The 16,564-nt window shown below is 50.3% G+C and carries 17 protein-coding genes and 1 pseudogene; 4 read left to right on the top strand and 14 right to left on the bottom strand.

All coding sequences use genetic code 11. From position 1 onward, the window contains the following. Nucleotides 1-12 precede the first annotated feature (12 nt). Nucleotides 13-1,284: an RNA polymerase sigma factor RpoD/SigA gene (locus tag BM091_RS06415; protein ID WP_093394379.1), complete on the bottom strand. Its 1,272-nt coding sequence runs from the start codon at nucleotides 1,282-1,284 to the stop codon at nucleotides 13-15. A 296-nt stretch (nucleotides 1,285-1,580) separates the two neighbouring features. Here BM091_RS06415 and hpt point away from each other — a divergent pair, with 296 nt between their 5' ends. Genes hpt through BM091_RS06435 form a run of 4 tightly spaced genes read left to right on the top strand, consistent with a single transcriptional unit; the run spans nucleotide 1,581 to nucleotide 4,580 of the window. Further along, complete coding sequence (gene hpt / locus BM091_RS06420) at nucleotides 1,581-2,129, top strand: hypoxanthine phosphoribosyltransferase (protein WP_093394381.1); 549 nt, start codon at nucleotides 1,581-1,583, stop codon at nucleotides 2,127-2,129. 18 nt (nucleotides 2,130-2,147) lie between these two features. Further along, a complete protein-coding gene (locus tag BM091_RS06425) occupies nucleotides 2,148-2,963 on the top strand; it encodes a DUF3426 domain-containing protein (RefSeq protein ID WP_093394570.1) in 816 nt (271 codons plus the stop codon). Between the two features lie 43 nt (nucleotides 2,964-3,006). Continuing rightward, nucleotides 3,007-4,302, top strand: coding sequence for a serine--tRNA ligase (serS, locus tag BM091_RS06430; protein WP_093394382.1), 1,296 nt, complete (start codon nucleotides 3,007-3,009; stop codon nucleotides 4,300-4,302). After that, nucleotides 4,299-4,580 carry an HU family DNA-binding protein gene (locus BM091_RS06435; protein WP_093394384.1) on the top strand — a complete coding sequence of 94 codons (282 nt, stop codon included), beginning with the start codon at nucleotides 4,299-4,301 and terminating at the stop codon, nucleotides 4,578-4,580. Before serS ends, BM091_RS06435 begins: the two co-directional genes overlap by 4 nt. Before the next feature lie 33 nt (nucleotides 4,581-4,613). Here the strand turns inward: BM091_RS06435 and BM091_RS06440 are convergent, their stop codons facing one another. The 13 genes and pseudogenes from BM091_RS06440 to BM091_RS06495 all read right to left on the bottom strand — a co-directional run bounded on the left by BM091_RS06440 (nucleotide 4,614) and on the right by BM091_RS06495 (nucleotide 16,012). Continuing rightward, nucleotides 4,614-4,952, bottom strand: coding sequence for a hypothetical protein (locus BM091_RS06440; protein ID WP_093394385.1), 339 nt, complete (start codon nucleotides 4,950-4,952; stop codon nucleotides 4,614-4,616). A gap of 29 nt (nucleotides 4,953-4,981) precedes the next feature. After that, nucleotides 4,982-5,257 (bottom strand): acylphosphatase, encoded by a 276-nt coding sequence (locus tag BM091_RS06445; RefSeq protein WP_093394387.1) that lies wholly within the window; start codon nucleotides 5,255-5,257, stop codon nucleotides 4,982-4,984. 6 nt (nucleotides 5,258-5,263) lie between these two features. After that, nucleotides 5,264-7,297 (bottom strand): NAD-dependent DNA ligase LigA, encoded by a 2,034-nt coding sequence (gene ligA / locus BM091_RS06450; protein ID WP_093394388.1) that lies wholly within the window; start codon nucleotides 7,295-7,297, stop codon nucleotides 5,264-5,266. Then, nucleotides 7,281-8,105: a nucleoside phosphorylase gene (locus tag BM091_RS06455; RefSeq protein WP_093394390.1), complete on the bottom strand. Its 825-nt coding sequence runs from the start codon at nucleotides 8,103-8,105 to the stop codon at nucleotides 7,281-7,283. Before BM091_RS06455 ends, ligA begins: the two co-directional genes overlap by 17 nt. A 21-nt stretch (nucleotides 8,106-8,126) precedes the next feature. After that, on the bottom strand, nucleotides 8,127-8,399 hold the full coding sequence (locus tag BM091_RS06460; RefSeq protein WP_093394391.1) for an HU family DNA-binding protein: 273 nt from the start codon (nucleotides 8,397-8,399) through the stop codon (nucleotides 8,127-8,129). Between the two features lie 127 nt (nucleotides 8,400-8,526). Further along, nucleotides 8,527-9,318: a TlyA family RNA methyltransferase gene (locus BM091_RS06465; RefSeq protein ID WP_245735292.1), complete on the bottom strand. Its 792-nt coding sequence runs from the start codon at nucleotides 9,316-9,318 to the stop codon at nucleotides 8,527-8,529. A gap of 22 nt (nucleotides 9,319-9,340) precedes the next feature. Then, nucleotides 9,341-11,278, bottom strand: coding sequence for a 1-deoxy-D-xylulose-5-phosphate synthase (dxs, locus tag BM091_RS06470; RefSeq protein WP_093394394.1), 1,938 nt, complete (start codon nucleotides 11,276-11,278; stop codon nucleotides 9,341-9,343). 35 nt (nucleotides 11,279-11,313) lie between these two features. Next, nucleotides 11,314-12,210: a polyprenyl synthetase family protein gene (locus BM091_RS06475; protein WP_093394396.1), complete on the bottom strand. Its 897-nt coding sequence runs from the start codon at nucleotides 12,208-12,210 to the stop codon at nucleotides 11,314-11,316. Next, complete coding sequence (gene xseB, locus BM091_RS06480) at nucleotides 12,200-12,511, bottom strand: exodeoxyribonuclease VII small subunit (RefSeq protein WP_093394397.1); 312 nt, start codon at nucleotides 12,509-12,511, stop codon at nucleotides 12,200-12,202. The genes BM091_RS06475 and xseB overlap by 11 nt, the downstream gene beginning before the upstream one ends. Then, entirely contained in the window at nucleotides 12,489-13,895 is a 1,407-nt protein-coding gene (xseA, locus tag BM091_RS06485) for an exodeoxyribonuclease VII large subunit (protein ID WP_093394399.1), read from the bottom strand. The genes xseB and xseA overlap by 23 nt, the downstream gene beginning before the upstream one ends. 12 nt (nucleotides 13,896-13,907) lie before the next feature. Beyond that, a complete protein-coding gene (locus BM091_RS06490) occupies nucleotides 13,908-14,675 on the bottom strand; it encodes an ABC transporter permease (RefSeq protein ID WP_425443306.1) in 768 nt (255 codons plus the stop codon). Between the two features lie 168 nt (nucleotides 14,676-14,843). Further along, nucleotides 14,844-14,999 (bottom strand): annotated as a pseudogene (locus BM091_RS14535) (ABC transporter permease); the annotation flags it as partial. Nucleotides 15,000-15,013: 14 nt separating this feature from the next. Beyond that, nucleotides 15,014-16,012, bottom strand: a complete 999-nt coding sequence (locus BM091_RS06495; protein WP_093394402.1) for an ABC transporter permease — start codon at nucleotides 16,010-16,012, stop codon at nucleotides 15,014-15,016. Nucleotides 16,013-16,564 lie beyond the last annotated feature (552 nt).

A 16,564-nucleotide genomic window follows, 5' to 3' on the forward strand; every position in this document is an offset into this window, starting at 1 on the left:
CCGCTCCCCTCTTCAGTCAAGAAAGGGCTCCAGAAGTGCTCTCCTTTTGGGATGCTGAAGCTTCTGCAGAGCCTTCTTCTCAATCTGACGTATTCTTTCCTTTGAAACGTTGAAGCTCTTACCGATCTTTTCAAGAGTCTCCTCGGGATTTCCGTTTATACCGAATCTGAGGCGAAGTATCCTTTCTTCACGAGGTTGTAGCGTGGCAAGCACACGCCTCAGTACCTCATAGAGCTCCTTATCCCGTATGTTTTCGGCGGGAGATTCCACCCTGGTGTCTTCGATAAAATCTCCCAGACGCTGTTCGTCGTCTCCAACGGGGGTTTCAAGAGAAACAGGCTGACCCGTCAGGGCCATAATGGTTTCTATACGCTCAACCGGTATGTTTGCCCTTTCCGCAACTTCCTCGGGCGTGGGCTCTCTTCCCAGTTCCCTGTACAGCTCACTGTAAACCTTCTGATAGAGATTCCTCATCTCTATGAAATGTACCGGAAGTCGAATGGTTCTGGTTTTGTCGTAAATCCCGCGTATTATGCTTTGTCGGACCCACCAGGTAGCATAGGTACTGAAGCGATTTCCCTTGGTGTGGTCAAAGCGACCGACCGCTTTGAGAAGCCCGAGATTGCCTTCCTGAATCAGATCGTCGAAGCTCATCCCCCGTCCCCGGTATCTCTTGGCGATGCTCAAAACGAGGCGGAGGTTTCCCTTGACCATTTCGTTTTTTGCTTCGTCTATCCGGGTCAGTATTTCCTGAACGCGCCGGTAAATCTCCCGATAATGCTCGTTTTCCGGATTTTTTTCGAGAGCCTGAACGACGGAACGGCGGATTACCTTCAGGATTTTATCGCGCATTCCAGGGAAGGTCTTTTCTTTTGCATGAAGCCTCTGAATCTTGGTGTAAACCTGTCTGAAGTAAGGATCCGACTTACCTTCTTCCTCGATGATTTTCATAAGGGCGTTCTGGCCCTCTCGGATTATCGCCGCAAGCTCAATTTCTCTTTCGGGAGTAAGAAGTACGTACTCGGAAACTTCCCGCAGGTAAGTAGTAATGTGATCGGAATCAAAAAAAGATTCCTCCTCTGCAACCGCTTCAGCTTCATCAGAGTCTTCCACTTTTTCCTCCTCTGACGCGTCGTATTCCTCTTCCGGCGGAATAAGACCTATTTCCTCGGGTGCTTCCAGATCATCCAGCTCGTAAAACTCCTCCTCGTCATCCTCGGTCATGCCACGAAAGCGCGGTGCCATAAATTCATCTTCGTCGCATTTTTTGTTGATTACTTTCATAATTTTCCTCCGGACCCCGCCGGGGGGCTGGCTTGAACGGCACTACACCTTCATAGAAAACCTTAAGAACCCTGCAGGGTCATGTCAATGAAGAGGAGAAAAGTTTACAATCTGGCTATCATTACTTTAATCGGCAGAATCGGCGGACTTCCTTACCGTTTATGACGGCCTTTTCGGGTTCCAGCCCCTGCGGATCTTCCTAACAGAGTGAAGAAGCCATTGACTTTTCAGGCTTTTTTTAACAATGTGGCGCTGTCGCTGGATCTGATAAAAAACGGGTTACGGGGGTAAAAGAAATGGTGGATTACACTCTGAAGGAGATAATTTCTGCAAAGGATATTCAAAATCGAGTCAAAGAGCTTGCTCGGGATATAGAAGAGGATTACAGGAACAGAGAGGTCTCGGAAGTAATCTTCGTGGGAATTCTTAAAGGAGCTTTCATTTTTCTGGCGGATCTTCTGAGAAATTTGAACCTTCCCGCAAAAGTTGATTTTATGAGAATTTCCACCTACGGATTGAACACGGTAAGTAGTGAAGAGATTAAGATAACGAAGGATATCGAACTGGACATCAGAGACAAGCACGTCCTTCTGGTGGAAGACATCGTTGATACGGGATACAGCCTTAAGTGGGTTGTGGATTATTTGCTTACCAAAAAGCCTGCCTCGTTGAAAGTTTGTGTGTTTATTGATAAAAAAGAACGACGTCGGTGCGCCGTTGAAGTCGATTATGTCGGTTTTACCGTTGAACAGGGGTTCCTGGTCGGTTATGGCCTTGACTATTCCGAAAAGTACAGGCATCTGCCCGGAATTTATGAGGTATGCTTTTCCGGTGTCAGGACTTAAAGCGAGGAGTTTAAAATAATGGTAATTACATGTGAATCCTGCGGTACCCGTTTTAAAGTTGACGAGAAAAGACTGAAAAAACCCGTAAGTAAAGTAAGGTGTTCGCGGTGTAAACATGTTTTTTCGGTCAAGGTGGAGACCGAGCCGGAAGAGGAAATGGTGGTTCTGGAAGCTCCAGAGCCTGAAGAACCTCGAGATAAAGAAGATGTTACCGGTGAAGAAGAGACGACGGATGAGGCAGAGCCTGCTCGTAAGCCCCGCACTCTGGCTTCTACGGGCCGCCAGAGAACGGCAGGAATGGCACGGCGTCCTCCCGTGGCCAGATCCAAAATCTTCGTATTAACGGCTTTACCGCTCTTTATGATAGCGATAGCGACCGTCTATTACTTCATGATCAAACCGGAAAAGACCGAAAAAAATGCGCCCGCCGGCAAAACACCACCCGTAGAAATAGCACAAAAAACCGAAGCCTTTTTCATAGAAAACTTGAATGTGGGGCAGATGCTCGTTATCCAGGGAGAAATAAGAAACGTTTCACCCTATCCCGTCAGTTTTGTTACGCTTGAGGCCAAACTTATAGGTATCGACGGCAAGGTTGTGATGTCTCAAAAATTCTTCCCCGGAAACGTGCTTTCCAGGGACGAACTAACTCAGCTGTCCTTAAAAGAAATTCAAGACAGACTATCGAGAAGGGAAGGGGACAATCTATCCAATGTGCACATAAAACCCGGTCAGACCGTTCCTTTTATGGCCGTTTTTTATAGCCTTCCCCCCATTGAAGAACTGACCGATTACAGTATATCCTATGTAAATGCGGAAATTGAAAAGGGATGATAGATCGGATAAAAGTCGTTGACTTTATAAAAGGGGAACAAAAATGCTGGACCTGCGATTCGTTCGCGAGAATATCGACCGTGTCGAGCAGATGTTGAGAGATCGACAACTGGATATGGATCTCTCCGAGTTTAGAAGATTGGATCAGCGAAGGAGAGAACTACTTCAGGAAGTTGAATCCTTAAAACACGAAAGGAATCAGGCTTCTGAGGATATTGCCCGGCTTAAACGAGAAGGTAAGAGTGCCGATGAGCTTATCTCGAAAATGAAGAAGCTTTCCGAGAGAATTAAGGCTCTTGATGGGGAAGTAGCCGACATAGAGAACAGATTCAGGGATATTCTTCTCCTTATTCCGAATATGCCTCACGAATCCGTAGCCGTCGGGAAGGATGAGGCGGATAACCCCGTGGTTAAAGTGTGGGGTGAAAAGCCCGAGTTTGACTTTTCCCCAAGACCTCACTGGGAAATAGGCGAAGAACTCGGAATACTGGACTTCGAGCGAGCATCCCGCATGACGGGTGCCAGATTCTGCCTGTACTGGAGGGAAGGGGCAGAACTGGAAAGAGCCCTTATCAACTTTATGCTGGACATTCACACTTCACGGCACGGCTATACCGAAGTATTGCCTCCCTTCATAGTCAACAGCACGAGCCTTATCGGCACGGGGCAACTGCCCAAGTTCAAAGAAGATTTGTTCAAGCTTGATGGCTGGGATTATTATCTTGTTCCTACGGCAGAAGTGCCCGTGACCAACATACACATGAATGAAACACTTCAGGAAGATGAGTTACCCAAATACTACACGGCCTACACGCCCTGTTTTCGCGCAGAAGCCGGATCCTACGGTAAGGATACGAGAGGGCTTATCCGGCAGCATCAGTTCAACAAAGTGGAGCTCGTTAAGATTGTCAAGCCGGAAACCTCTTATGATGAGCTGGAAAGCTTACTCCGGGATGCCGAAACGATACTTCAGGAACTGGGGCTTCATTATCGGGTGGTAAGCCTGTGTACCGGTGATCTCGGGTTTGCTGCGTCAAAGACCTACGATATAGAAGTGTGGCTGCCGGGGCAAAATACCTACAGAGAAATTTCGTCCTGTAGTAACTTCGAAGACTTCCAGGCAAGGCGTGCCAATATCAGGTTTCGTAGGAAAGGTAAGAAAAAGAGTGAGTTCGTTCACACTCTGAACGGATCGGGGCTGGCCGTCGGCAGAACCGTGGTTGCCATTCTGGAGAATTATCAGCAGGCCGACGGAAGTGTGATAATCCCTCCGGCTTTGAGACCTTACATGAAAGGACGAGAAGTGATCGAACCGGTCGGTAAGAGGAGAGGATCATGACCAAGAGTCAGCTAATAGAAGCCGTTGCCAGGGCTGAAGGAATAACGCTTCGCATGGCCGAACTGGCGGTAAACGTAACCTTTGAGGCCATGGAAGAGGCTCTCATAAAGGGAGACAGACTCGAAGTCAGGGGGTTTGGCAGTTTCAAGGTGAAGGAATATCAGGGTTATAAAGGAAGAAATCCAAAAACCGGCGAAGTCATTGAGGTAAAGCCCAAAAGATTGCCTTTTTTTAAGGTCGGAAAGGACCTGAAGATGAGGGTCAACGGAGAAAAGTAAACGACGAAGGGCGGGTTTTCACCGCCCTTTTCATTATTTACGAATTACGAAGTAGTATATGTTTACGAGCATGACGGCCAGAGTCGCACCGAAAAAGGTTATAAGTTTATCGATTTCCACCTCTTCTATGTTTTCAGGTATCGTCTGATAAAATATAAAACACAGGGCCGCCACGGAGCCCACAAAAACCAGAATACCGTATCTCTTTGAAATGATGACATAAATTAGCCCTGCACCGGCTACGAACCACGTCACCGGGTTATGAAGCAGGGCAATCCAGTCTACTTTGTAGAGGGCCTTCACCAGGGTTTTCAGGTCGTAAGTAACCAGAAAATCTACGAATTTGTGCCATGCATTAACTATGCTTTCCACCTTTCTACTCCCCTTAAGGGATGTTACGGTTAATATCGAATCTGAAAGTCTGAAAATTCACCACTGTATATATCTTCGGAGATTTCCACGTTATCGACCCTGCTTGCCGGACTGCCGCGATAGCACCAGTTTACGACGGCATTCACGGCATCGGCTTCTCCTTCGACCACCGCCTCAACGCGACCGTCCGGAAGGTTTCTGACCCAGCCTGTGGCACCGACCTTTCTTGCCGTGTCCCTCATGTAGTCCCTGAAAAAAACTCCCTGCACGCGACCTGATATGTAGAGATGCACCCGCTTTTTCATAGGACTCTACCTCCTTTGACCTACCTTCTCCAAAAATTCTTCTTCCCTCATGATCTGGATGCCCAGCTTCTGGGCCTTTTCCAGCTTAGATCCTGGATTTTCACCGACTACCACCACATCTGTTTTTCGACTTACGCTGTTGGCCACTCTGGCGCCTAAAGAAGTAACGATTCTGGAGGCCTCGTCCCGGGTGAAGTTCTTAAGCGATCCTGTGAAGACCACTGTCTTCCCCTTCCAGAAGGAATCGAATTCGGCTACTTCTTCGGGTTCTCCTTCTATTTCCAGTCCCTGATCCAGAAGGTCCTTTATCATGGCACGGTTTTCTGGATTGCGGAAGTATTCCACCACTGCGTCGGCTACCTTATCACCGATTCCGTGTATGGAAACCAGATCGTCCCGTCCGGCCTCCATGACGGCTTTCAGAGATTTAAAGTGAGTTGCAAGGAGCGACGCCGTATATTCTCCAACGTAGGGTATTCCAAGGGCAAATAGAAAGCGGGAAAGGTTTGTCCTTCTGCTTTTGTCGATCGCCTTTAAGAGGTTTTCCGCCGACAGGTCAGCAAATCCGGGCAGGTTAACGAGGTCCTCCTTTTTCAGGCGATAAATGTCGGGAATCTTTCTGATCAAACCTCTATCCACCAGAAGGTTTACCGTTTTTTCTCCCAGCCCTTCTATGTCCATAGCATTACGACTGGCGAAGTGAATTATGGATGCCTTCACCCGGGCCGGACAGTTCTGATTTATGCACCTGTAGGCTACTTCTTCGGGGAACCTCACCACTTTACTGGCGCAAACGGGACATCTGTCGGGCATGGCGAATTCTTTCTCGCTTCCCGTCCTGGCTTCCTTGACCACGCGAACGACTTCCGGAATTACATCACCGGCCCTCTGAACGACAACCCTATCTCCTATCCTGATGTCCTTTCTCTTTATTTCGTCGTAATTGTGGAGGGTTGCATGCCGGACCACAACCCCGCCGACCTGCACGGGTTCCAGCTCTGCCACGGGAGTCAAAACACCCGTCCGGCCTACCTGAACGTTTATTCCGACAACCCTGGTAACCGCTTGATGGGCAGCAAATTTAAAAGCAATGGCCCAACGAGGGCTTCTGGTTTTTTCGCCAAGACGCTTCTGAAGTTCGATTTCGTTAACCTTTATCACGACTCCGTCGATTTCGTAGGGCAGCGCACTCCGCATTCTTTCCAGTTCGTGGTAATGAGCTATTGCACTCCTGATGTCCTTACAGAGCTTTCTTAACGGGTTCACGGGAAGCCCCCAGGAACGGAGGGTTTCAAGGATTTCCCAGTGACTTCTGAATTCTATGCCTTCCACATGGCCTACGCCGTAAAAGTAAGCCCTGAGCTTCCGGGAGGCGGTAATCCTTGAATCGAGCTGTCTTAAAGATCCGGCAGCCGCATTTCTCGGGTTTGCAAAGGGCGGCAGACCTTTTTCCGTCTGTTCCCTGTTAAGCCGTCTGAATTCTTCCTTCTCCATAAAGACTTCGCCCCTTACGGCAAGATACTCCGGCGGTTCGGGCGCTCCGTCGAAGGCCGTAAGTCTTAGCGGTATGGAGCGAATCGTTTTCACGTTGGGCGTCACGTCTTCTCCCACACGCCCGTCACCTCTGGTTCCGGCTCCCGTTAAAACACCTCTTTCGTAGATAACCTCGACGGCAACCCCATCCATTTTGGGTTCGGCTACGTAGCTGTAAACCGGGGAACCGAGAGCCCTCCGCACCCTGGCGTCGAAGGCCAGCACTTCCTCCTCACTGAAGGCATTTTCAAGGCTCAGCATGGGAATGCGATGCTCGAAAGGAGCAAAAGACTCAAGAGGCGGATGGCCGACTTTCTGCGTGGGGGAATCGGGTGTAATGAATTGAGGATACCGTTCTTCAAGTTCCTGCAGCTCTCTGAACAGGGTATCATATTCCTGATCGGTTATGACCGGGTCGTCGAGGGCATAATACCTGTAGTTGTGATAGAGAATCTCTCTGCGAAGCTCTTCTATCCGTTGTCTTATCTTTTCAAGATCGTCCTTCATCCTTTTCCCCGTTATCAAGGGCTTTTACTACCGCTTCAATAACCTGCTTTCTCCGCTCCTTAAAAACTGCCTCCTTTAAACCGTGATGCCATTTTAAAGTGTACAGGTGGTCTGAGACAATTAGTATAATTAAAAGGTTTACACCTCGATAAGATGCGCCTCGCGCTAATGCGCTGGACTCCATATCAACGGCCAGAACGCCCTTCTGCTTGTAAAAAAGAACCTTCCCGACCGTTTCTCTAAAAGGAGCGTCGGTAGTCCACACAACCCCCCTGTGTATGGGGATGCGTCTTTTTTCCAGAATCTTCAAACAGGATAAGCCGGCGCCTGCCGCCACGCCGATTTTTTCAGCCTCGACGACGGGATAATGAGATGAAGTTCCCTCCTCGGAAAAAAAACCGATGGGAACCACCACATCCCCTATCTTCACACTTTCTTGAAGCGAGCCGCACCAGCCAAGGGCAACCACGTCGCGAACACCCAGAGCTACGGCTTTTTCCAGCACCATTACGGCCTGTGGAGCGCCCAGAATGGGGCCCAATAAACACCATCTGGCTTTTGTACCATCGGAAAAAACATAGCAATTACTCAAAAAGATCCTGCTTCTCTTCGATACTTGATAACGAACTCTTCTCAGAAAAAGCCTAATATCATCGGGTACAAAGACGAAGCAACCAACCTCCGGAAGGAGACCCTCCCTTTTTCCCTTTCGAGGCTCAATTACAGGACGATCACCCGCACCGTTAACAGCACCGATAAGATTCCTCGTATTCACAGTCGGCAAAGATCCCTGCAGCAGAACCAGCATTTCTGCTGCAGGGCAAAAGAACTATTTTACCGCATCTCTTAACATATTACCGGGTTTAAACTTGACCACCTTACAGGCAGGGATTGTAAGCTTTTCACCGGTCTTGGGGTTTCGACCTTCCCTGGCGCTCCTTTCGGCAACACTGAAAGTACCGAACCCTACCAGACTGATCTTGTCTCCCTGCGAAAGAGCCTCTTTCACGGTCTCTATAAATGCGTTCAGTGCCTTTTCAGCATTGGCTTTGCTGATGTTGGCTTTTTCGGCCATTTTGCTGACAAGTTCCGCCTTCGTCATGTTCTTTCCTCCCTAAAACAGTGGATAAAATCCAGTGATTATAAGTAGATAGCCCCTAATCCCCAGCACTCCAAGGCCATTATACATAGGCGATAAGCCAAAGCAAGCCCTATTTAGCCGTCGTTGCTCATAAAAACAAGCTTTTATCGGCTTTTTTTGCATTATTAAGCCGTGCGGGGTTTATCGAAAGCTCACCGTTACCTTCGGAACCGGAAGTCGTCACGGAATGGGGTTTCCAGACGCCCGCAATGAAGAATTCCCTGTTGCCTCGCGGCCCGAGTATGGGTGACGGCGTTATGCCCAAAACGTCAAAACCCAGATCCTCCATAAAAGATCTGATCTCACTGCATACCCTATCGTGGACGGCGGGATCCCGGACCACACCCCCTTTTCCCACCTGCTTACGTCCCGCTTCGAATTGAGGTTTTATAAGGGCTATTGTAATGGCTCCCTTTTTCAAAAAACCCGTAACTGACGGAATAACGAGTTTTAAAGATATGAAAGAAGTGTCAATTGTGGCAAGTTCTATTGGATCAGAGACCGCCTCCCGGGGCAGATATCGAATGTTTCGTTTTTCCAGAACCACGACGCGATGGTCTTTCCTGAGCTTCCAGTCCAGTTGACCGTAGCCTACATCAACGGCGTAAACCCTGGATGCACCGTGCTGGAGAAGACAGTCCGTAAACCCTCCCGTCGATGCTCCCACGTCCATACAGACACACCCCGCAGGATTAATCCCGAAAAAATTTAATGCGTGTTCCAGCTTCAGCCCTCCACGGCTGACGTATCGAATCGGTTTGCCGCGGATCTCTACGTTTGCCTCTACGCTGACCCTCGCCCCGGCTTTTGTTACCCTTTCTCCATTTACGTACACACTCCCCGACATTATGACGGCCTGAGCACGGGACCTGGTTTCCACAAGACCTCGCCGGACGAGAAGCTTATCTAATCGCTCGTAGTCGGGCACTCTTTGTCCGGAATTCCTTTGCATTGCTTTCCAGGAGTTTTTTTACGGATTCCGCAATGCTCTCGGGGTCCAGCTTCAGGGCTTTTCGCAGATCCTTCTGAGATCCGTGGGGTACGAAAAGGTCGGGAATACCGATCCTCAGAAACCTGGAAGGAAACCACCCCAGATTGGAAAACATTTCAAGAATGGCACTGCCGAAGCCTCCCTGCAGAACATTCTCCTCCAGTGTCACCACCGCATCCGCCTTTTCTGCTCTTGAAGCTATCAACTCTTCGTCCAGAGGTTTTACGAAACGAGCATCGATTACCGTGGCCTCGATCCCTTCCTTTTTCAGAAGCTCTGCCGCTTCCACCGCGGGATGAACCATGGCCCCTATTGCAACCAGCACAACGTCATTGCCCTCTCTCAAAACTTCACCACGTCCTATGGGGATTTCCTTTAACTCCTCATCCATCGGTACTCCCAGACCGTATCCTCTGGGATAGCGGAAAGCAATAGGCCCTCTTTCGTACTTCAGAGCCGTGTAGATCATATGCTGCAACTGGTTTTCGTCTCTCGGGGCCATCACCACCATATTGGGTATGTGCCTCAGATAGGAAAAGTCAAAAACTCCGTGATGTGTGGGCCCGTCCTCTCCTACAATGCCTCCACGGTCCATTGCAAAAACAACGGGAAGGTTTTGCAAGGCCACGTCGTGTACTACCTGGTCGTAGGCCCTCTGCAAAAAGGTCGAATATATGGCTACCACCGGCCGAAATCCCTCAGTTGCAAGCCCTGCGGCGAAGGTAACGGCGTGCTGTTCGGCAATTCCCACGTCAAAGAACCTCTCGGGGTAGAGGCCGGCAAATTTGTCCAGCCCGGTTCCTTCTTTCATTGCCGCCGTTATCGCCACGATTCTGGGATCCTTTTCTGCCAGCCTAACCAGAGTCCTCCCGAACACGGACGTATAGGTCGGCGGACATCCTCCGGAGGAGCAGCTTTCTCCCGTGTCGATCTTGAAGGGGCCGACTCCGTGAAAGTGCGTGGGATTTGATTCTGCAGGATGATAGCCACGCCCTTTCTGTGTCAGGACGTGAATCAGAACCGGCCCGTTGATGTGCTTTGCCTTTTCGAAGGTTTCTATAAGCCGCTCAAGCCTGTGACCGTTTATAGGGCCTATGTAATGAAACTTCAGTGCCTGGAACAGAATCCCGGGAGTGAAAAAGGCGATAAAGGAATCCTCACTCTTTTTGAGCCACTGCAGGATGTTCGATCCGACTCCGGGAATGGCTTTGAGGAACTGCTCCATCTGCTTTTTGAACTGAACGATTGTACGGCTTGAGAGCTTGCGGCTGAGGAAAGAAGAAAGAGCTCCTACGTTGGGCGATATGGACATTTCGTTGTCGTTCAGCACGACTATCAAATCCTTTCCGAGGTCACCGGCGTGATTCAGTGCCTCAAAGGCCATACCTCCGGTCATACTTCCGTCGCCTATGACCGCAACGACCTTTCTCGAACAGCCCTTGAGACTCTTTGCCACGGTAATGCCCAGAGCCGAAGATATGGAGGTGCTGGCGTGGCCTGTGCCAAAGGCATCGTGGGGACTCTCGTCACGCTTCGGAAAGCCCGATATACCGCCAAAGGTCCGTAGAGTGTGGAACACCTCTCGACGGCCAGTAATCAGCTTGTGAGGGTAACTCTGATGGCCTACGTCCCAGATTATACGATCCTCAGGAGATTCAAAAACGTAATGGAGGGCAAGGGTAAGCTCAACGACTCCCAGGTTTGGAGCCAGATGACCGCCGTTTTTCGAAACGACCCTGATAATTTCCTCTCTGATCTCCTGTGCCAGCGCCTGAAGCTGAACAGGGGACAGGCGCTTAAGGTCGGCAGGAGAGTTTATGTTGTCCAGAATCCTCGATTGCTCCGTCAAGGCTTTCCTCCTGCAAACTCCCGATCAGGCGGGTGTCAACCCCGTCTCTCCAGGAGATATAAAGCTATGGCTCTGAGGGGTTCGGCGTCAGCCCCGAACACCTCAATTGCTTCAACGGCCCTATTTACGTGCTCCTCGGCCGCCCTCCTGCTCTCTTCAATTCCCATAAGAGCAGGGTAGGTCTTTTTGTTTTTCTGTAAATCCGACCCCGGGGATTTACCCATTTGATCAAAATTTCCGATAAGGTCAAGCAAATCATCAGTTATCTGGAAAGCCAGGCCAAAGTGATGACCGTATCGCCTGAAGCGTTCGAGGTCTTTATCGCCGGCTCCTCCAAGCAGGGCACCTGAAACGACCGAAGCCGTGAGCAACGCCCCGGTTTTCTTCGTGTGCATGTACTCAATTGTCGCCAGATCCACATCACTCCTGTTTTCGCACTCCAGATCTATGACCTGACCGCCTATCATCCCACGAAAGCCGGCAGCCTGAGCAATCAGGCCTATTACTTCTAAAAGCAGAGAAGCGTCAGCTCCGTTGGTGGCCGCTCCGGCAATAAGCTCGAAAGCGTAAGTGAGCAGAAGATCCCCTGCAAGTATTGCCACGCCTTCACCGAAGACTTTGTGGTTAGTGGGTTTGCCACGCCTGAAATCGTCGTTGTCCATTGCGGGCAGATCGTCGTGGATAAGAGAATAGGTGTGGATCATCTCAAGGGCGCAGGCAACGGGGTAAAGGGCAGGGGAGTTTCCCTTCAGCGCATCGTGGGCGGCAATGCAAAGGATCGGTCTGATTCTTTTACCGCCGGCAAAAAGGCTGTACCTCGCAGCCTCAACTACCCTGGCTTCAAGCCCGCTCGTCTGAGGGAGAAACCTTTCCAGAGCTTCGTCAACTCTGGCTTTCTGCTCTTTGAGGTATGCGGAAAGATTAAATTCCATTTTTTCCTCTCCCGGGATCAGACCTCCAACCCTGGGTTTCGTCGTCGTCAGATCCGGGGTTGAAGGCTTCCACAGTCCACCTCTGATTGGTTTCCCTGATCACCTTTTGCACTTTTTGCTCGGCTTCATCAAGGCGTTTCTGACAGAATTCAACGAGCTTCATGCCTTCGACGAACATTTCTATAGCAGCTTCCAGGGGGATCTGCCCGCCTTCCAGCTCCTGAACTATGAACTCAAGTCGTTCAAAGGCTTCCTCCAGGGTAACGGCTCTGACGGGGTCACTGCGTTTTTTCCCGGTCATCAAACTTCTCCACTCCCTCAAGTCTTTCGTTTACGGTACACCTGAGACCACCTGAAGCCAGCAGGACATTTACCTCCTCGCCCACCTCAACTCCGGAAGCCTCCTTCAACAGGGTCCCATCAGAGGATCTTGTCACAATTGCATACCCTCTTTCAAGCACTCTGTAAGGACTGAGCATTCTCAAGGACGTCTCTGCCTTCTTCAACCTGACGGAACCGTCCTTCAGAACATTTGCAATTCCCCGGTTCAACTCACGATAAAGATCACCTAGGCGGCGCTTTTTTTCCTCTATTTTTTGAGGGCCAAAGGCGATCATAAGCTTTGCTTCCAGTAATTCCCGGGTTCTTTGCTTGCCTTCAATAAGCCCTTTTACCGCCCGTATAATCCTTTCCTGACGGTCGTCGAGATAAAGCCTTTTGTCGTCCACCCATCTCTGGGGATCTCTGAGTCTTTTCCGGTTGAAGTCCAGCCTGTTTTTGTACCGATCCAGAAGATGCAGTATTGAGGTGATAAGAGTAGCTTGAATCCTGCCGGCTTTTTCCAGAATTTCCTTCTGGCGTTTAACTATGATTTCTGCCGCCGCCGTGGGAGTCGGCGCCCGGCAGTCGGCGACAAAATCACAGATTGTATAATCGATTTCATGACCCACGGCGGAAATTGTGGGAACCACACAGCCTGCCACCGCTCTGGCCACTCCTTCGTCGTTGAAAGCCCACAGGTCTTCGATACTGCCTCCCCCTCTGCCCACAATAACCACGTCCCAGGGAAAGGCCCGTGCGTTCTCGTTAATCCATTCGATGGCTTTGACGATCTCTGCGGGGGCAACTTCACCCTGCACCTGAACCGGAAGAAGCGTGACGCTTACGCCCAGAGGCGCGCTCTTGAGGATTCTCAGGATGTCTCTTATGGCCGCACCGGTCGGCGAGGTTACGACCAGAATGTGCTTCGGACAAAGGGGAAGCGGTTTTTTTCTGGCTTCGTCGAAAAGACCCTCCTGAAACAGCTTCTTTTTTAACTCCTCGAAAGCGGCCTGAAGTGCACCGAGCCCCCTGGGCTCCATGATTTCAACTATAATCTGGTACTCGCCACGGGGCTGATAAAGGCTTATCCTGCCGAAGCAAATCACTTCCATGCCGTCCTTTGGCGAAAATCGAATTGCAGGCCGGGTACCTCTGAAGCATACGGCCCTGATCTGGGCGAACTGATCCTTAAGGGTAAAGTACATGTGACCCGACGACGGAATGCGCAGGTTGGATATTTCACCGGTAACCCAGACGAAGGGAAACTCGTTTTCGAGAACCCGGGCTATTTCACGGGTAAGCTCGCTTACCGTGAGGAGCGGTATTGTTCCGTCTTTTGTTGCCGCTTCAATAAAATCCATCATCCGACCTTCCCCCTACTGAAAAAGCCTTGGGTCCATTGCGTCCCTCAGCGCTTCACCCACGAGGTTATAAGCCGTTATTGTGATAAATATGGCCAGCCCGGGAAAGAGGGTCAACCACCAGGCGAATTCTATGTAATCCCGGCTCTGACTGAGAATATCTCCCCAGCTCGGGGTTGGGGGCGGCACGCCGAACCCCAGGAAACTCAGACTGGATTCCGTCAAAATCGCACCTGCTATGCCGAATACCACAGAAACCAGAACGGGCGCCATGGCGTTGGGAAGCATGTGCACGAAAATAATTCGGGCGTGGGAAGTGCCAAGAGCGCGGGATGCCGTGACGAAGTCGAGGTTTTTCAGCTTCAGAAACTCCGCTCTCACGAATCGGGCTATTCCCGTCCACCCCGTTACGCCGATCACGACCATAATGTTGTATATGCTCGGCGGGAGAAAGGCTATTATTGCTATTATGAGAAAGAAAGTGGGGATCGTCATCATGATTTCGATAAGCCTGTTTATCAGTTGATCGACCCAACCACCGAAGTATCCCGCCATACCGCCCAGTATAATGCCAAAAACCGCCGCAATCCCAACCGACACCATGCCGACGGAAAGAGATATGCGGGAGCCGTGAATCATCCTGCTGAGCACATCCCGGCCTCTGTCGTCCGTTCCCAGCCAGTGTTTTCCGCCGGGGGGTTGAAGGATTTCAAAGAGGTTGTGCTCGGTTGGTGAGTAGGGAACCGGGGGCCACAATATCCATCCTCTGACCGGGTTTTCCATCTTCTGAAAAGGAGAAATTCCCTTAACCCCGCGGAGTTTTTTCCAGTCCAGAAGAATTTCCCTTCTCCGGTCCTTTCCCGTCACGACGGTTTTTGCATAACCCTTGCCCTCCAGAATGGGAAAGAACAGTCTGCCCTCTGCGTAAACACAAAGAGGTTTGTTGTTGGCAAGCAAAGGGGCCAGGATTGCGATGAGGGCCAGCCAGATTATAAAGACAACCCCAACCATGGCCGGCCTGTTTTTCCTGAACCTGTTCCATACCGCACTCCAATAGGAACGGGGCTTTTCGTAAAGCACCTCGTCTGTGGGCGGCTGGTTTAACATAAACGGGATCTCCTCTACTCCAGCTTTATTCTGGGATCAAGCAGGGCATAAAGTATGTCCGAAAGTACGAGCCCGATAAGGGTGAGCAGGGCGGATATGGTCGTAAGGGCCATAATTACCGGATAGTCACGGGAAAGAACTGCTTCGAAGCCAAGCTGACCCATACCGGGTATGGAAAAGATGCTTTCGATGATAACGCTTCCTCCAAAAAGGGCAGGGAGCAAATAGGCGGCCAGCGTAACGATGGGTAGAAGAGCGTTCCTCAGGGCATGCTTCATTATAACCACCCGCTCTTCGAGGCCCTTGGCTCTGGCAGTTCTTATGTAGTCCTCCCGGATTACCTCCAGCAACTCCGAGCGCATCAATCTGGACAGGTATGCCCATCCACCGTAGCTGAGGCAGAACACGGGAAGCACAAGATGCCACATTCGATCGAGAAACCACTTCCAGAAAGGCCACTGATCGGCCTGCAGAGATGAAATTCCGTATACCGGGAAAAGATCCCAGTATTCACCCCCTCCGAAAAGCATAATGAGTATCACCGCCACCCAGAAAGAGGGGAGTGAATAGAGGGCGAAGAAGAGGATTGTCAGGAATCGATCCCACTTGCTTCCCGACTTGACCGCTGAAAAAACACCCGCCGGAATGGCGATGACGTATATTAAAAGGAAAGACAGCACGTTAAGTTGAAGCGTTACGGGGAGACGCTCTTTGATTTTCTCCCATACGTCCCTGTGATCCTTATAGGATTTTCCGAAATCCAGCATTACGACTCTTTTGAGCCACATAAGGTACTGAACCGGTAGGGGTTTATCCAGCCCGTAAAGCCTTTTCGTCTCTTCGATTATTTGCTTTGTGGTGGCCGTGTCGGAAATCTGACCTTCTGCCGTAAACTGGAGTTTCATCAGAATAGGGTTTCCCGGAGCCAGTTGAATGATCAGGAAAGTCAGAAAGGTAATTCCGAAAAAGGTGGGTATCATGTGGAGTATGCGTTTTAGTATGTATGCCTTCACGGAGCCTTCTCCTTCCGGGTTCGGGCAGGTTCTCCGGCGGGGGACCGCCCGCCTTTCGTAAAAAGCCGGTTCGGAGATAATGTACGGGAAAGGCCGAAGAGGTCAACAGAGAAGGGGCTTATACTGTTACGACCGGATGTGGTGGTATCGTTTTACCTTTCCGGCAGCTCTCCTTCCGCTCTTTGAGTTGTTAAGGGCACTGATTGCCTTTACCGGAGGTTGCCGGGCTTAGGGGTTCCGCAGGAGAAACTGAAAGTAAGCCCCATAACTTCACAGGTGTTAGGAATCCGGAGTGCCGGGGTGGGTTTTAAATGTTCGGGAATTGCCCGATTTTGCAACGGTGGAATGAGGGTTTGCGGAGGTTTACCGAAGTAAGCAAATCTAGTAATTTCAGGTATTTATCTTCTTTTCAGGGCTGTTTTAGCGAGGACTAAAATCATCGGGACGCCCTTTTTGGGGGAGGTTTACCGAAAAGTGCTTGACGGCTTAATGATTTCGTGTATTTATAAGGACGCAGTCGGAAAGCTTGACCCGATTCGAGGGGATTGCGAC

Origin of the sequence: Thermodesulforhabdus norvegica, from assembly GCF_900114975.1 — a bacterium.
GTDB classification, from domain to species: Bacteria; Desulfobacterota; Syntrophobacteria; order Syntrophobacterales; family Thermodesulforhabdaceae; genus Thermodesulforhabdus; species Thermodesulforhabdus norvegica.

Bases quoted from the DNA above. Each gene is read 5' to 3' on its own strand.
- BM091_RS06490 (WP_425443306.1), bottom strand. From the start codon at position 14,675: ATGGAAAACCCGGTCAGAGGATGGATATTGTGGCCCCCGGTTCCCTAC.
- BM091_RS06475 (WP_093394396.1), bottom strand. From the start codon at position 12,210: ATGGAATTTAATCTTTCCGCATACCTCAAAGAGCAGAAAGCCAGAGTT.
- xseA (WP_093394399.1), bottom strand. From the start codon at position 13,895: ATGATGGATTTTATTGAAGCGGCAACAAAAGACGGAACAATACCGCTC.
- BM091_RS06425 (WP_093394570.1), top strand. From the start codon at position 2,148: ATGGTAATTACATGTGAATCCTGCGGTACCCGTTTTAAAGTTGACGAG.
- BM091_RS06415 (WP_093394379.1), bottom strand. From the start codon at position 1,284: ATGAAAGTAATCAACAAAAAATGCGACGAAGATGAATTTATGGCACCG.
- ligA (WP_093394388.1), bottom strand. From the start codon at position 7,297: ATGAAGGACGATCTTGAAAAGATAAGACAACGGATAGAAGAGCTTCGC.
- BM091_RS06460 (WP_093394391.1), bottom strand. From the start codon at position 8,399: ATGACGAAGGCGGAACTTGTCAGCAAAATGGCCGAAAAAGCCAACATC.
- BM091_RS06435 (WP_093394384.1), top strand. From the start codon at position 4,299: ATGACCAAGAGTCAGCTAATAGAAGCCGTTGCCAGGGCTGAAGGAATA.
- BM091_RS06455 (WP_093394390.1), bottom strand. From the start codon at position 8,105: ATGCTGGTTCTGCTGCAGGGATCTTTGCCGACTGTGAATACGAGGAAT.
- serS (WP_093394382.1), top strand. From the start codon at position 3,007: ATGCTGGACCTGCGATTCGTTCGCGAGAATATCGACCGTGTCGAGCAG.
- xseB (WP_093394397.1), bottom strand. From the start codon at position 12,511: ATGACCGGGAAAAAACGCAGTGACCCCGTCAGAGCCGTTACCCTGGAG.
- BM091_RS06445 (WP_093394387.1), bottom strand. From the start codon at position 5,257: ATGAAAAAGCGGGTGCATCTCTACATATCAGGTCGCGTGCAGGGAGTT.
- hpt (WP_093394381.1), top strand. From the start codon at position 1,581: ATGGTGGATTACACTCTGAAGGAGATAATTTCTGCAAAGGATATTCAA.